Source organism: Aeromicrobium sp. REDSEA-S38_B2, from assembly GCF_001628525.1.
Classification (GTDB): domain Bacteria; phylum Actinomycetota; class Actinomycetes; order Propionibacteriales; family Nocardioidaceae; genus Aeromicrobium; species Aeromicrobium erythreum.
This window is the reverse complement of record NZ_LUNH01000034.1, coordinates 1-13,649: the sequence shown is the minus strand read 5'-3', so window position 1 is coordinate 13,649 and position 13,649 is coordinate 1. Positions and strand designations below refer to the sequence as shown.

Below are 13,649 nucleotides of genomic sequence, written 5' to 3'. Positions count from 1 at the left end.
TCAGGCCTTTCCTCGCCAGGGGACGAGCTTCTTCTCGAGGGTGCGGATGATCAGGTCGAGGACGATCGCGGTCAGGCCGATGACGATGATGCAGGCCACCGAGAGCGCGAGCTTGTTCTGCGTCCCCGACAGGTACGCCAGGCCCCCGATGCCCGGCAGTCCGTTGACGAGCTCGGCGGCCACGACGGTGGTCCACGCGAACCCGACGGCGACCCGCAGGCCGCTGAGGATGTCGGGCAGCGTCGCGGGCAGGACGACCGTGGTGATCGTCTGGCGGCGCGACGCCCCGAGGGAGCGGACGGCGTTCAGCTGGTCCTCGCGGATCCCGCGCACCCCGTTGAGGGTGGCGAGCGCGATGGGAGGGAACGCCGCCAGGAAGAGGAGCGCGACCTTCGACGTGTCGCCGATGCCGAACCACGCCACGAGGAACCCGAGGTAGGCGAGCGGCGGCAGGGAGCGCAGGAAGTCGACGTAGGGGCCGACGACGCGCTCGAACCAGCCGACCGTGCCCATCGCGAGTCCGAGCGGCACGGCGACGATGATCGCCAGCGCGAGCCCACCGCCGATGCGCTGCAGGCTCACCACCAGGTGCTCCCACAGGTAGTAGCCCTCCTCGCCGCGCACGACCCGGTCGACGCCACCGCCGACCGCGTGGTTCGTGTTCGCGCGCAAGAACGCGTCCCACACCTCGAGCGGGCTGGGCGCGAGGTACGCGGGCTGGACGACGCCGGACGCGGACACCGCGCTCCAGGCCGCCAGCACCACGACGAGCGTCACGACGGGCGGGAGCCAGCGCGACGGGGCGGGGGGACGGATCACGAGGTGTGACCGTAGGGGAGCGGCGATGCTCGTGGAGCCGGTCCCAGCATGCGGATGGCGCGTGGTGAGACTCGCGGCACGCAAGGACGGGGGGCGGTCATGGCCATCGGGCCGCCCCCCGCCGCGCGGCAGTCAGACTTTCGAACGCCGGTAGCCGGCTCGCACGGCTGCCGGCTCGTTGGCGAAGCACTCCTCGGGCTGCGTCCTGTCGTAGAACCTCTGCCCTGGCACGTGATAGATGCCCGAGTCCGCGTTGCCCTTGATGGGCGCCCAGGAAGGGCAGTCCCATGTCGAGATCGGGCCGGTCTGCTCCGGCAGGGTGATCGGACTCGATGACCCTGTCCGGGACGTGAAGGTGGCGAACCCGGGTCGCGAGCCGCGGACGGTGGCGCTCAAGCGCTTGCCCTTCCAGGACGGCTTGACGGTGATCGACGACCCTGTCGCTCCAGCGACCGCCTTGCCGTCGAGAGCCCAGCGGTAGGTGAACCGGGTGCCCGACGTCCAGCGACCGGGAGCGACCCTCATGCGGTGCGTGGCGAGAGGTCGCCCGGACAGTGCGGCGCGGCCTACGCGCTGCACACGTTGGGTCGCCCGCGAGTTCTTCGCGATCGTCGCGAACCCAGACCGGCTCCCGGTCGCACGGACGCTGATCCGTTTCCCGAGCGCGTTGGACGGGACGGTCAGCGTCGAACGGGTGCCACCTGCGAGCGGCTTGCCATCGGCATACCACCGGTAGCGCACCCTGACTCCACGCGTCCACGTGCCTCGCACCGCCCGGAGCGTGCGACCGGCGGCGGGAGAGCCCTTGATACGTGGTGTCGCTGCCGCCGTCATGACCCGCAGGCTGTTGCGGGACGCTGACGTGACGACCGGATATCCCGCGAGTCGGCCAGTGACTTCGACCCTGATGCGTTTCGCGCCCTGGCCGCGGGTGAGGCGGAGGGTGCGGCCCGTCGCTCGGGGGATGGCCCGTCCCGATGCGAACCAGCGATAGGAGTGGCGTGTGCCGGTCACCCACCGGCCCGGGTCGGCCCTGAGCGTCGCGCCGACGAGAAGGGTGCCCGAGACGCTGGGGGTGGCCCGCGACTGCACCCGCAGGGTCTCTTCAGAAGCCTCCGTCACCGTGCCGTAGCCGGCGAGGGAGCCGGTGACGTGTGCAGACAAAGTGTGTCCCACCAGGTCGGGGGTGAGTGTCAAGCGACCGCCAGTTGCGACGGGCTCGGTCCCGTCGGCGAACCACTCGACCTCGTGCGTCGTCCCGGTGCTCCAGCCGGACAGCGAGACGGACAGTGTCCTCCCGACTGCCGGTGTGCCCGCGACTACGGGGACAGCGGTCCGGAGCACGCGGGGCGTTGCGGCGGAGCGGACGACTGCAGCGGGAATGTCCGTCGGCGGCGTCGAGATCTCCACCGAAAGCGCCTTTTCGACGTCGGGCGTGCTCACCGTGTAGGTGGGACCGCTGCCGGCAGCTGCCGGTGCATCATCGACGAACCATCGGAAAGTCGAACCGTCGGGCGGGGTACTGCCGTCAAGCTGTGCCGTCAGCACGGTCCCCAGCGTGAGGTCGCCGTCGTAGTGCACTGAGGCGGTAGGAGAGGCAGGTTCCGCGATGGCCGCTGCGGGCAAGGACGCGAGCCCGAGGGCCAGGATGAAGAGCAGGACGAGGGGGCGGAGGCGGGTTCTGGGGTCCACGGAAGGTCCTTGGTCGGAGGGTCGGCGACGCCACACTAGGGTGCGAACGAGCAAAACGTACGAAGAACGTCTCGATCGACGTCGATGTGCGGACGAGCGGCTGGGCGCCGCTCGTACTCGCGTACGTTGGTCGGGTGAAGGCGACCGTGTTCTGCGACGTGACCGATCCGTGGTCGTACGTGGGTGCGACCCGCTTCGAGCGTGCGGCCGGCATGTTCACGATCCTCGTCGGCGAGCCCGTCGAGGTCGCGTTCCGTGCCCGCCTGCTCGACCCCGACGCACCTAGCTCGGGGCGCCCGCTGCGTGAGGTGCAGGCCGAGCGGCTCGGCGGCGAGGACAAGGTCGACCTCGTCGACGCCCAGGTGACGGCGGCCGCGCGGATCAGTGGCATCGAGCTGAACCTCGTCGAGGCGGTGGAGGCGAACAGCCTCGACGCCTGGCGTCTGCTGACGTGGGCCGACGAGGCCGCGCCGGGCGCGCAGCGCGAGCTCATCCACCAGCTCTGGCGGGCCCATTTCCTCGAGGGCGCCGACGTCGCCGACCCGCTGGTGCTCGCCAGCCGAGCGGCGCTCGTCGGGCTCGACCTCGAGACGGCCGACGCCCTGCTCGCCAGCGAGGAGTACGCCGACGCCGTGCGCACGCAGGACGAGACCGCCCGGTCGTTGGGGATCACCCAGCTCCCCTACGTCGTGGTCGAGCACCGCTGGACCCTCGCCGGCCCGCAGTCGCAGGACGACTACGTCCAGGCGCTGCACCAGATCCACCAGGAGTGGCGCTCCGACTCGCCGTCCTGACGGTTTACCACGGTCCCGTGGTAAACCGTGGGCGTGGCGGCGGGCGCGGCCTGAGCGACCACTAGGCTGGCGGCATGACCTACACGCTCGTCCTCCTGCGTCACGGCCACAGCGAGTGGAACGCGAAGAACCTGTTCACCGGCTGGGTCGACGTCGACCTCAACGAGCAGGGCGTCGAGGAGGCGGGTCGCGGGGCCAGGCTGCTCGCCGAGGCTGGGATCGCGCCCGACGTGTCGCACACGTCGCTGCTGCGCCGCGCGATCCGCACGTCGCAGATCGTGCTCGACGGCATCGACCGGCACTGGATCCCGGTGAAGCGGTCGTGGCGGCTGAACGAGCGGCACTACGGCGCACTGCAGGGCAAGGACAAGAAGGCCACGCTGGAGGAGTTCGGCGAGGAGCAGTTCATGACCTGGCGCCGCTCCTACAGCACGCCCCCGCCGGCCCTCGCGGACGACGCGGAGTTCTCGCAGGCCGGGGACCCGCGCTACGCGTCGCTACCCGACGAGCTGCTGCCGCGCACCGAGTGCCTGGCCGACGTGCTCGACCGGATGCTGCCCTACTGGTACGACAGCATCGTCCCCGACCTGCTCGACGGCCGCACGGTCCTGGTGACCGCCCACGGCAACTCCCTGCGCGCGCTCGTCAAGCACCTCGACGGCCTCGGTGAGGACGAGGTCGTCGGCCTCAACATCCCCACCGGCATCCCGCTCGTCTACGAGCTCGACGCCAACCTCAAGCCCGTCACGAAGGGCGGCCAGTACCTCGACCCCGACGCCGCCGCCGACGCCATCGCCGCGGTCGCGAACCAGGGTCGCTGACGCCCCCTCCCGCGTTGTGAGGACTTCGGGTCGGTCTGTCGGCGACAGATCGACCCGACGTCGTCACGACGCAGGGGAGTGCAGACGCAGCTCAGCGCTGGTCCGCTCCCTCCAGGTCGGCGAGCAGCGCGCCGATCGAGCCTCGCGCGCGCACCCAGAGTCGGTCGGTGAGGTAGGCGACGGGCGCGGTGACGAGGGCCAGCAGGACGGCGAACCACACGAGGAACGGAGTCGTCACGACCCCGACTGCGGCCACGGCGAGCAGCAGCACCCCGATCGTCACCCAGGCGCCGACGACGAAAGGCCGCCCCGTCCGCAGCAGCGTGGCGCGTCGCCGCACCACGGGCAGCCAGCGCTGACGGTCGAGCCCGGCCGGCGCCTGCCCCGTCCGCATCGCCCGTCGGAACAGCCGGGCCTGGTCCCGCGTCTCGGACATACGGGCAGGTTAGCGGCCGCCGGACGGACGGACGGCCTCAGGCGTCGAGCTTGTACCCCAGCCCGCGCACGGTCGTGAGGGTGATCGGGTTGCCCGGGTCGGGCTCGATCTTCGCGCGCAGCCGCTTCACGTGGACGTCGAGCGTCTTCGTGTCGCCCACGTAGTCGGCGCCCCACACACGGTCGATGAGCTGGCCGCGGGTCAGCACCCGGCCCGGGTTGCGCAGGAAGAACTCGAGCAGCTCGAACTCCTTCAGCGGCAGCTTGACCGTGTCGCCGTCGACCGACACCAGGTGGCGCTCGACGTCCATGCGCACGCGGCCGGCCTCGAGGACGCCGTCCTCGTCGACCTCCTCGACCGCGCCGCGGCGCAGCACCGCACGGATGCGGGCCACCAGCTCGCGCGGCGAGTACGGCTTCGTCACGTAGTCGTCGGCGCCGAGCTCGAGGCCCACCACCTTGTCGACCTCGGTGTCCTTCGCGCTGACCATGATGATCGGCACGCTCGACGTCTGGCGCAGCTGACGGCACACCTCGGTCCCCGGCAGCCCGGGCAGCATGAGGTCGAGCAGCACGATGTCGGCGCCGCCGCGCTCGAACTCGATCAAGGCGTCGGGCCCGGTCTCGGCGATCGCGACGTCGAAGCCCTCCTTGCGCAGGACGTACGACAGCGCCTCGCTGTAGCTGGTCTCGTCCTCGACGACCAACACTCGTGTCACAGGATCTCCTCATCGAGGTCGTGCTGGAAGCGGGGGAGCACCAGCGTGAAGGTGGAGCCAGCGCCGGGCTCGCTCCACACGTCGACGGTGCCGCCGTTGCTGGCGGCCACGTGCTTGACGATGGACAGGCCGAGCCCCGTGCCGCCCGTGGCGCGGGCGCGGGCGGGGTCGACCCGGTAGAAGCGCTCGAAGATCCGCTCGAGCTCGGGGCCGGCGATGCCGATGCCGTTGTCGGCCACGCTGATGCGCACGTCGTCGCCGGCGAGCGCGGCCGTGACGACGACGCGCGAGCCCTCCGGGCTGTACGTCACGGCGTTCTCGACCAGGTTGCTCACGGCCGCGTGCAGTTGGGCGCGGTCGCCGTGCACGAGCAGGTCGGGCTCGACCGTGCGCGAGATCTCGATGCGCTTGCGCTCGGACTCCGTGGCCGAGTGCTCGCAGGCCTCAGCGACGAGCTCGTCGACCTTGACCGTCGTGGCGTCGTCGCTGGCCACGTCGTTCTGCAGCCGGGACAGGTCGATGATCTGCTGCACGAGCCGGGTGAGGCGCTCGCTCTCGGTCTGCATGCGCGAGGCGAACCGCACGACCGACTCGGGGTCGTCCTTCGCCTCGGCGACGGCCTCCGCGAGCAGGTTCAGGGCGCCCACCGGCGTCTTCAGCTCGTGGCTGACGTTGGCGACGAAGTCGCGGCGGATGTTCTCGACGCGCTGCTGGTCGGTCCGGTCGAGGGCCAGCACGATCACCAGGCGCGACGTCAGCGGGGCGACGCGCACCGACACGTGTGCCGGGAGGCCGCGGCGGCGCTGCAGCGTCAGGTTCGACTCGCGCACCTGGCCGTCGCGACGCACCTGCTGCACCATCGCGCGGATCTCGTCGGGCTCGATCCGGCGGTCGCGCACGATCCCGAGGGCCACCGCCTGGGCCGAGGCCTCGAGGACGGTGTCGGAGGAGTCGAGCAGGACGGTGGTCGACGACAGCACCGAGAGCACCGCCTGAGCACCGGGCGGCACGAGCGGCGCGGGCTCCTCGGGCACCGCGTTCTGGCGCCGTTCACTGAACAGCCAGACGAACGTCACCGTGGCGCCGACGGCCGCGCCGACGGCGCCGGCGATCAGGTAGGCCGCGTCGATGTCCACACCGCGATGCTAGGCCCACCGTTCACCCAGGTCCGAGCGCGAACCCCCTCTGACGTGCGGCTTTCCGCGGCTGTTCACGGTTCGTTCACCGGGGGTCGCTCATCGTTCACCGGTTTCTTCTAGGGTCTGGGGCATGCGTGATGCGTACTACGAGCAGCTCGACACCATCGTCGACGACCTGGTCCAGCTGACCGGGACCGTCCGCAAGGCCGTCGCTGCCTCCACCGCCGCCCTCCTCAACGCCGACGCCCCGCTCGCCGAGCAGGTGATCGACGGCGACAAGCAGATCGACGAGACGACGGAGGAGATCGAGGAGCGCGCCCTGCTGCTGCTCGCCACCCAGCAGCCGGTCGCCACCGACCTGCGCCAGCTGGTCGCGACGCTGCGCATGCTCACCGACCTGCAGCGCATGGGCGACCTCTCCGTGCACGTGGCCAAGGTCGCCCGGCTGCGCATGCCCGACGTCGCCGTCCCGGTCTCCATCCAGCCGACGATCATGGCCATGGCGTCCGTCGCCGACCAGATGATCCACGCGGCGTCGCGGATCGTCGCCAACCGCGACGTCGACGCGGCCAGCCGCCTCGAGGACACTGACGACGAGATGGACCGGCTGCGCAAGGACCTCTTCCGCGCGCTGCTCGGCGGCACCTGGGAGCACGGCATCGAGCCGGCGATCGACCTGGCGCTCCTCGGTCGCTACTACGAGCGCATCGGCGACCACGCGGTCTCCATGGCGCGTCGCGTCGTCTACCTGGTGACCGGCGAGATCGCTCCCGGCGCCTGAGCCACGCCTCGTCGCACGACGAAGGGCCGTCCACGATCCGTGAGGATCGGGACGGCCCTTCGTGCGTCCGTGTCGGACCTGGCGACGTCGCCGCCAGGTCCGCCGGGGTCAGCTGCCGGCGGTGGGGCTGGGGCTCGCGCTCGGCGTCGGGGTGGCCGACGACTCCGGGCTCACCGGCTTCTCGGCGACGTCGGAGTAGGTCGACGTGCGGGCGACGATCGGCGCCTCGATCTCGACCTCGTCGCCACCGGAGAAGGTGAGCGTGAGGCGGGCGTAGCGGCCCAGCTCGACCGACGAGCCGTCGATGTCGGCGACCTCGCCCTGGCGACCCAGCGTGTACAGCTGGCGGGGCTGCAGCTCGACGGGCAGGGCCGGCTCGGCCGTGACCGAGCCGGAGCCCTCCAGTGGGCGGACGGTGACCGACTCGAGCGTCTGCTCCTCGTCGGTGGTGTTCAGCAGACCGACGGACAGCGCGTAGGTGTCGTCGGTGTTGGCCACCAGGAGCGCGTTGTACAGGCGCACGTCGCCCGTGCGCACGTTCGCGCCGATGCCGGGCTGGTACTGCTGGTTCGTCTGGGTGCTTCCACCGGTGCCGCAGGCGGTGAGCCCGAGGGCGGCGGTGAGCATCAGGGTGGCGGCCGTGAGACGGCGCGTGCGAACGGTGGACACCGGGCACCTGCTTCTACGTCGAGGAGGGTCGTCGTGCGGAGCATATCGGAGGGCATCGCGGCGGCGGGGTGCGGGCCGGGCCCCTAGGCGGGGGCGGAACCTACCGTCCGACCCCGAGGAACGGCTGAAAAGGCCGTCCGTGGCGCGTGTTAAACTGGTCACCTACGAAAGGTGCCGCGTTTATGACTTTCACTGTCGGCGAGACGGTTGTGTACCCGAACCACGGGGCCGCAGTCATCGAAGACATCGAGAAGCGGACGATCAAGGGGGAAGAGCGCGACTACCTGGTCCTGCGCATCGTCGCCCAGAACGACCTGGTCGTCCGTGTGCCCGCCTGCAACGTCGACCTGGTCGGCGTCCGTGACGTCGTCGACGCCGACGGCCTCGAGCGTGTGTTCAGCGTCCTGCGCGCCGAGCACGTCGAGGAGCCGACCAACTGGTCGCGTCGCTACAAGGCGAACCTCGAGAAGCTGCACTCCGGTGACGTGCTCAAGGTGGCCGAGGTCGTGCGCGACCTCTGGCGCCGCGACCACGAGCGTGGCCTGTCCGCCGGCGAGAAGCGGATGCTGGCCAAGGCGCGCCAGATCCTGGTCTCCGAGCTCGCCCTCGCGGAGAAGACCAACGAGGACAAGGCCGAGTTGCGGCTCGACGAGGTCCTCGCCTCCTGACCCGAGCCGGTCCGACGGCCCCCGCCCCCTCCGGGCGGGGGCCCTCGTCGTTCCTGGGGGCCTGTCGTTCCCGGGGGCTCGCCTGACGGGACAGCAGGTCAGCGTCGTGCGACGAGCGCGGTGGCCACCGCCGCCACGCCCTCGCCGCGGCCGGTCAGGCCGAGACCGTCCGTGGTCGTCGCGGAGATGCTCACGGGGGCGCCGACGACGGACGTCAGCAGCTCCTGTGCCTCGTCGCGACGGGGGCCGAGGCGTGGCGCGTTGCCGATCACCTGCACCGCCACGTTGAGCACGGCGAAGCCCGCCTCGTCGAGCAGGCGCACCGTCTCGGTCAGGAACGTCGTGCCGGAGGCGCCGGCGAGTCGTGGGTCGGCGGTGCCGAAGCGTGACCCGATGTCGCCGAGGCCGGCTGCGGAGAGCAGAGCGTCGACCATCGCGTGGCACGCGGCGTCGCCGTCGGAGTGACCCTCCAGGCCCGCGTCCTCGCCCGGCCACTCCAGACCGGCGAGCCACATCGGCCGTCCGCGCACGAGGCGGTGGACGTCGGTGCCGATGCCGGTGCGCAGGTCGGGCCAGGTCATGGCTGCATCCTGCCCGACTACCAGCGCGGGCTGTCCTTCGGCAGGGCCTTGCTGCCCGGCCGGATGACGTAGACGATGCCGCCGCTGCCGCCGAGCCACGCGCGCTCGAACTGCGCGCGGTCGTAGGTACGACGCACGGCGGCGTTCGTGGCGCCGGCAGGGTCGTTGGCGATGACGCGACCGTCGCGCGTGAAGCCGCTGATGACCATCAGGTGTCCCGGCGTCGAGGAGATCGGGGCGCCGCTCAGCTCTCCGCGGCCGAAGGCGACCGAGGCGACGAGCGGGATGCCCGCCTTGATGAACTGCTCGGCCTCGCGCAGGTCGTACAGGCGCGTCACGAACGTGTCGAGCCCGTAGGTGCTCGCGTACGCGGCGCTCATGGGCCAGTTGCCGGTGCCCTGGTAGCGGTAGTCGTAGGAGTAGCGCGCGGCGTGGTCGACCTGGCGGTCGGCGCCCCTCGCCCAGCTCAGCTCGCGCGACGTCGGCCCGGAGCCGAAGTAGCGCAGGATCATCGACACCGACGTCGGCGAGCACCAGGCCTCGCCCCCGCCTCCCCACTCGGGGTGGTGCCCGCGGTGCGTCATCTGCGAGTAGGTCGGCACCGACAACGTGGTCGTGCGCGTCATCGTCGTGCGGCTCGTGGCGATGCGTCGGGTCGTGTACGACGACGCGGCGCCGCCGACGGACTCCACGCGGGGCGTCGCACGCGACGTCGGGCGGCGCAGCAGCTCGACCTGCACCTGCCACTGGCTGAACGTGCTCGAGCCGTTGGCGCGCACCGTGTCGGTGTCGAGCCGGGCGAGGTCGTCGGTCTGCGACGGGCCCGACGTGCGGTAGACGCCGCTCTCGCCCTTGGCCCAGATGGCGACGGTGTCCCAGCTGCCGACCTTCGACCCCTGGCGCACGCGGGCCTTGACCCGTAGCCACGTGTCGTCGGGCGTGCGAGCGCTCCACGACGGCACCAGGGCGCGCGCGGAGTAGCCCGTCGACGACCACGGCGACGTCCAGGTGCCGTACGCCCATGTGGCGGTGCGGCCCTTGTACGGGTCGCGGTAGGTCTGGCGGCGCTTCGGCGAGTCGAGCACGAGCGCGGAGCCGGAGACCCGGACGCCGTCGAACGAGCCCTTCTGGAGCTGGGCCGCGCTGACCCAGCGGACGGTGCTCGCCGACTGCGACGCGGCCTGCGCGGGCGCGGTCGGGACGAGCAGCGACGCGAGCAGGACGGCGGCGACGGCAGGAACGGTGCGGCGCGGTGCATGCCGACGGGGAAGAGGCATTCTTCGAGGGTAGGTGACGTCAGGGGCTCGTGGGGCGGTTGGGACGAATCGGTCTGGTCGGGGCCGGGGTCGCGGACCGTTAGGATTCCGGGGTGAGCCTGCGCCTGTACGACACCGCCACCCGGCAGCAGCGCGACCTCGACCCGGTCGTGCCCGGCAAGGTCGGCATCTACCACTGCGGGCTCACCGTGCAGGGACCGCCGCACGTCGGGCACATCCGCAAGGAGGTCGTCTTCGACGTCCTGCGACGCTGGCTCGAGCGCGCCGGCTACGAGGTCACCATCGTCGCGAACGTCACCGACATCGACGACAAGATCCTCGCCAAGGGTCGCGAGCAGGGTCGGCCCTGGTTCGCGGTGGCCTACGAGAACGAGCGCGCCCTGCATGCCGCGTACGAGGTGCTCGGCTGCCGGCCGCCCACGTACGAGCCGCGTGCGACGGGCGTCGTGCCCGAGATGATCGAGCTCATGGAGACGCTGATCGAGCGCGGTCACGCCTACCCGGCGGAGAACGGCTCGGGCGACGTCTACTTCGACGTCCGGTCCTGGCCCGCGTACGGCGAGCTCAGCAACCAGCACGTCGACGACATGCAGGCCGCGCCCGACGCGCCGGCCGACGGCAAGCGCGACCCGCGCGACTTCGCCCTGTGGAAGGGCCACAAGGAAGGCGACCCGGAGTCGGCGTCGTGGCCGACGCCGTGGGGCCGGGGTCGCCCCGGGTGGCACCTCGAGTGCTCGGCGATGGCCGCGAAGTACCTCGGCACCGAGTTCGACATCCACGGTGGCGGCCTCGACCTGCGCTTCCCGCACCACGAGAACGAGATCGCCCAGTCGCGCGCTGCCGGCCAGCCGTTCGCGCGGCTCTGGATGCACAACGCGATGCTCAACCTGAGCGGCGCGAAGATGTCGAAGAGCGTCGGCAACACGCTGATGGTCAGCGAGGTCGTCAAGCGGGTGCCGGCCATCGCGCTGCGGTACTACCTCGTGGCCGCGCACTACCGCTCGATCATCGAGTTCACGGAGGAGTCGCTGCAGGAGGCCGCGGTCGCGTTCGAGCGCATCGAGGGCTTCGTGCGGCGCGCTCACGAGGTCGTCGGTAGCGACGGTCTGGGCGAGATTCCGGACGACTTCGCGGTGGCGATGGACGATGATCTCGGCGTACCCGCAGCCCTTGCTGCGCTGCAGAAGTACGTGAGCATCGGTAACGCGAATCTCAATGAGTTTCTGCACCTCAGTGGAGATGACGAGTTCGCCCGACGTGCTGCAAATAATCGCAAGGCGGTTCAAGGAACGCTTGGCTCAGTTCGCGCCATGCTCGACGTGCTTGGGCTCGACCCGCTCTCCGACCACTGGGCGGCGACGACGACGTCGGCCGCCGACGACGCGCTCGCGCCGCTCGTGGAGGCCCTGCTCGCGCAGCGCCAGGAGGCGCGCGCCGCGAAGGACTTCGCCACCGCGGACCGCGTCCGCGACCAGCTGGCCGCGGCCGGCATCGACATCGAGGACACGGCGCAAGGTCCGCGCTGGTCCGTGAAGGGAACCTGACCGATGGCAGGCAACAGCCAGCGCCGAGGCGCGATCAAGAAGACCGGCAAGGGCAACCCCACGGCCGGGTCCGGCGGACGTCGCCGCAAGGGTCTGGAGGGCAAGGGTCCGACGCCGCGCGCGGAGGAGCGCCCCAACCACAAGGCGTACAAGATGGCGCGCGCCGCCGACAAGCGCGAGGCCGCGCGGCCGAAGCGCAAGGGCGGCGACGGCGGACCCGAGTGGGTGGCCGGACGCAACAGCGTCGTCGAGCTGCTGCGCGCGAACGTGCCCGTCGCCGGCCTGTACATCGCTGAGGGCGCGGAGCGCGACGAGCGCATCCGTGAGATCTTCCGGCTCTCCGCGGAGCAGCACGTGTCGCTGCTCGAGATCGGGCGGGTCGAGATGGACAAGCTCACCGGTGGCGCCGTGCACCAGGGCGTCGCAGCCAAGCTCGACGCCTACGACTACGCCCACCCCGACGACCTGCTCGCGCGCGCAGAGGAGGAGGGTGTGCCGCCGCTCGTCGTCATGCTCGACGGCGTGACCGACCCGCGGAACCTCGGCGCGGTCGTGCGCTCGGCGTCGGGCTTCGGCGCGCACGGCGTGGTGATCCCCGAGCGTCGGTCGGCGCAGATGACCGCGTCGGCCTGGAAGACGTCGGCGGGTGCCGCCGCGCGGGTCCCGGTCGCGCGGACCACGAACCTGACGCGTCAGCTGAAGGCGTACCAGGAGGCGGGCCTCATGGTCGTCGGCCTGGCCGCCGACGGCGACGTCTCCCTTCCCGACCTCGACCTCGCCGACGGACCGCTCGTCGTCGTCATCGGCAGCGAGGGCAAGGGCATCTCCCGCCTCGTCGGCGAGACCTGCGACCAGATCGTCTCCATCCCCATGGCCTCCAGCCTGGAGTCGCTCAACGCCGGCGTCGCCGCGGGCATCGCGCTGTACCAGATCGCGCAGCGTCGGGTCTGAGTCGTACGCGGCTGCGGCCCTCGCGGGCCTGCGGCTGCGCTGCCGCGGCCTCTCGTGGGGGCGGCCTCCGAGAGGCCTCCGCATCGTCAGTGCTGAGGAATTGGACGGTTCCGGGGCGATTTGTGCGGCTGAGTCACCCGGAAGTGACCGAAACTGCGGATGCGGTCCGGGGGGCTCGGGTGGGGCGCTGGTGCTGTTGCGGCTGGGCCTGGACGCTTGCTGGGTCTCGATACAGCGGGACGCCTGCGGCGTGCACCACTCGACCCGCCTGAACCGTTCCCTCGCTGCGCTCGGTCAGGTTCAGGCGTCGTACCCCTGGGGGTTCTGCGACTGCCAGGTCCACGTGTCGCGACACATGTCGTCGACGGTGCGCGAGGTGCGCCAGCCGAGCTCCTGCTCAGCCTTCGTAGGGTCGGCCCAGAACGCCGGGAGGTCGCCCGGGCGACGGTCGACGACCTCGTACGGGATCTCGCGACCGCTGGCGCGCTCGAACGCGTGGATCATCTCCAGCACCGACGTGCCCTGACCGCTGCCGAGGTTCCACACGCGCACGCCGGCGTCGCCGCCGACGATCGCGTCGAGCGCGACCACGTGCCCCTCCGCGACGTCCTGCACGTGGATGTAGTCGCGCTCCGCGGTGCCGTCGGCCGTCGGGTAGTCGCCGCCGAAGACCGACAGCCGATCGCGACGGCCCACCGCGACCTGCGCGATGAACGGCACGAGGTTGTTCGGGATGCCCTGCGGGTCCTCGCCGATCCG

At 71.3% G+C, this 13,649-nt stretch carries 15 protein-coding genes; 6 read left to right on the top strand and 9 right to left on the bottom strand.

Annotation, left to right across the window (positions count from 1 at the left end; translation table 11 throughout):
• Positions 1-819, bottom strand: a complete 819-nt coding sequence (locus tag A6Q81_RS08385) for an ABC transporter permease (protein ID WP_286690162.1) — start codon at positions 817-819, stop codon at positions 1-3.
• Positions 820-951: 132 nt separating this feature from the next.
• Positions 952-2,367, bottom strand: a complete 1,416-nt coding sequence (locus A6Q81_RS08380) for a sunset domain-containing protein (RefSeq protein ID WP_286690161.1) — start codon at positions 2,365-2,367, stop codon at positions 952-954.
• 278 nt (positions 2,368-2,645) lie between these two features.
• On the opposite strand from A6Q81_RS08380, the gene A6Q81_RS08375 reads away from it, so the two are divergent.
• Positions 2,646-3,305 (top strand): DsbA family oxidoreductase, encoded by a 660-nt coding sequence (locus tag A6Q81_RS08375; RefSeq protein ID WP_286690160.1) that lies wholly within the window; start codon positions 2,646-2,648, stop codon positions 3,303-3,305.
• A gap of 74 nt (positions 3,306-3,379) precedes the next feature.
• Positions 3,380-4,126, top strand: a complete 747-nt coding sequence (locus A6Q81_RS08370; protein ID WP_286690159.1) for a phosphoglyceromutase — start codon at positions 3,380-3,382, stop codon at positions 4,124-4,126.
• Positions 4,127-4,217: 91 nt separating this feature from the next.
• Here the strand turns inward: A6Q81_RS08370 and A6Q81_RS08365 are convergent, their stop codons facing one another.
• Genes A6Q81_RS08365 through A6Q81_RS08355 form a run of 3 tightly spaced genes read right to left on the bottom strand, consistent with a single transcriptional unit; the run spans position 4,218 to position 6,416 of the window.
• A complete protein-coding gene (locus tag A6Q81_RS08365) occupies positions 4,218-4,562 on the bottom strand; it encodes a hypothetical protein (protein ID WP_286690158.1) in 345 nt (114 codons plus the stop codon).
• Positions 4,563-4,599: 37 nt separating this feature from the next.
• The gene (locus A6Q81_RS08360; protein ID WP_286690157.1) at positions 4,600-5,280 is read right to left on the bottom strand and encodes a response regulator; all 681 of its coding nucleotides are present in this window, start codon (positions 5,278-5,280) and stop codon (positions 4,600-4,602) included.
• The gene (locus A6Q81_RS08355; protein WP_067853865.1) at positions 5,277-6,416 is read right to left on the bottom strand and encodes a sensor histidine kinase; all 1,140 of its coding nucleotides are present in this window, start codon (positions 6,414-6,416) and stop codon (positions 5,277-5,279) included. Before A6Q81_RS08355 ends, A6Q81_RS08360 begins: the two co-directional genes overlap by 4 nt.
• A 133-nt stretch (positions 6,417-6,549) precedes the next feature.
• Here A6Q81_RS08355 and phoU point away from each other — a divergent pair, with 133 nt between their 5' ends.
• The gene (gene phoU / locus A6Q81_RS08350; RefSeq protein ID WP_067853868.1) at positions 6,550-7,200 is read left to right on the top strand and encodes a phosphate signaling complex protein PhoU; all 651 of its coding nucleotides are present in this window, start codon (positions 6,550-6,552) and stop codon (positions 7,198-7,200) included.
• A 108-nt stretch (positions 7,201-7,308) separates the two neighbouring features.
• On the opposite strand, the gene A6Q81_RS08345 is transcribed toward phoU, so the two are convergent.
• Positions 7,309-7,869 (bottom strand): hypothetical protein, encoded by a 561-nt coding sequence (locus A6Q81_RS08345; protein ID WP_067853871.1) that lies wholly within the window; start codon positions 7,867-7,869, stop codon positions 7,309-7,311.
• A gap of 182 nt (positions 7,870-8,051) precedes the next feature.
• On the opposite strand from A6Q81_RS08345, the gene A6Q81_RS08340 reads away from it, so the two are divergent.
• Positions 8,052-8,537 (top strand): CarD family transcriptional regulator, encoded by a 486-nt coding sequence (locus A6Q81_RS08340; RefSeq protein WP_067853874.1) that lies wholly within the window; start codon positions 8,052-8,054, stop codon positions 8,535-8,537.
• A gap of 98 nt (positions 8,538-8,635) precedes the next feature.
• Here A6Q81_RS08340 and ispF read toward each other — a convergent pair whose 3' ends face one another.
• Both ispF and A6Q81_RS08330 read right to left on the bottom strand, forming a co-directional pair.
• Positions 8,636-9,118 carry a 2-C-methyl-D-erythritol 2,4-cyclodiphosphate synthase gene (gene ispF / locus A6Q81_RS08335; protein WP_286690156.1) on the bottom strand — a complete coding sequence of 161 codons (483 nt, stop codon included), beginning with the start codon at positions 9,116-9,118 and terminating at the stop codon, positions 8,636-8,638.
• 17 nt (positions 9,119-9,135) lie between these two features.
• Positions 9,136-10,395 (bottom strand): C39 family peptidase, encoded by a 1,260-nt coding sequence (locus tag A6Q81_RS08330; protein ID WP_067853877.1) that lies wholly within the window; start codon positions 10,393-10,395, stop codon positions 9,136-9,138.
• A 92-nt stretch (positions 10,396-10,487) separates the two neighbouring features.
• On the opposite strand from A6Q81_RS08330, the gene cysS reads away from it, so the two are divergent.
• Together cysS and rlmB are read left to right on the top strand one after the other, a co-directional pair.
• Positions 10,488-11,939, top strand: coding sequence for a cysteine--tRNA ligase (gene cysS / locus A6Q81_RS08325; RefSeq protein WP_286690155.1), 1,452 nt, complete (start codon positions 10,488-10,490; stop codon positions 11,937-11,939).
• Between the two features lie 3 nt (positions 11,940-11,942).
• Positions 11,943-12,890 (top strand): 23S rRNA (guanosine(2251)-2'-O)-methyltransferase RlmB, encoded by a 948-nt coding sequence (gene rlmB, locus A6Q81_RS08320; RefSeq protein WP_286690154.1) that lies wholly within the window; start codon positions 11,943-11,945, stop codon positions 12,888-12,890.
• Positions 12,891-13,190: 300 nt separating this feature from the next.
• Here the strand turns inward: rlmB and A6Q81_RS08315 are convergent.
• On the bottom strand, positions 13,191-13,649 hold a 459-nt coding region (locus A6Q81_RS08315; RefSeq protein WP_286690153.1), incomplete at its 5' end, for a GDP-mannose 4,6-dehydratase.

What these genes read in the sequence shown, in the direction of transcription:
- A6Q81_RS08365 (WP_286690158.1), bottom strand. Translation starts at nt 4,562, where the DNA reads ATGTCCGAGACGCGGGACCAGGCCCGGCTGTTCCGACGGGCGATGCGG.
- ispF (WP_286690156.1), bottom strand. Translation starts at nt 9,118, where the DNA reads ATGACCTGGCCCGACCTGCGCACCGGCATCGGCACCGACGTCCACCGC.
- phoU (WP_067853868.1), top strand. Translation starts at nt 6,550, where the DNA reads ATGCGTGATGCGTACTACGAGCAGCTCGACACCATCGTCGACGACCTG.
- rlmB (WP_286690154.1), top strand. Translation starts at nt 11,943, where the DNA reads ATGGCAGGCAACAGCCAGCGCCGAGGCGCGATCAAGAAGACCGGCAAG.
- A6Q81_RS08330 (WP_067853877.1), bottom strand. Translation starts at nt 10,395, where the DNA reads ATGCCTCTTCCCCGTCGGCATGCACCGCGCCGCACCGTTCCTGCCGTC.
- A6Q81_RS08370 (WP_286690159.1), top strand. Translation starts at nt 3,380, where the DNA reads ATGACCTACACGCTCGTCCTCCTGCGTCACGGCCACAGCGAGTGGAAC.
- A6Q81_RS08340 (WP_067853874.1), top strand. Translation starts at nt 8,052, where the DNA reads ATGACTTTCACTGTCGGCGAGACGGTTGTGTACCCGAACCACGGGGCC.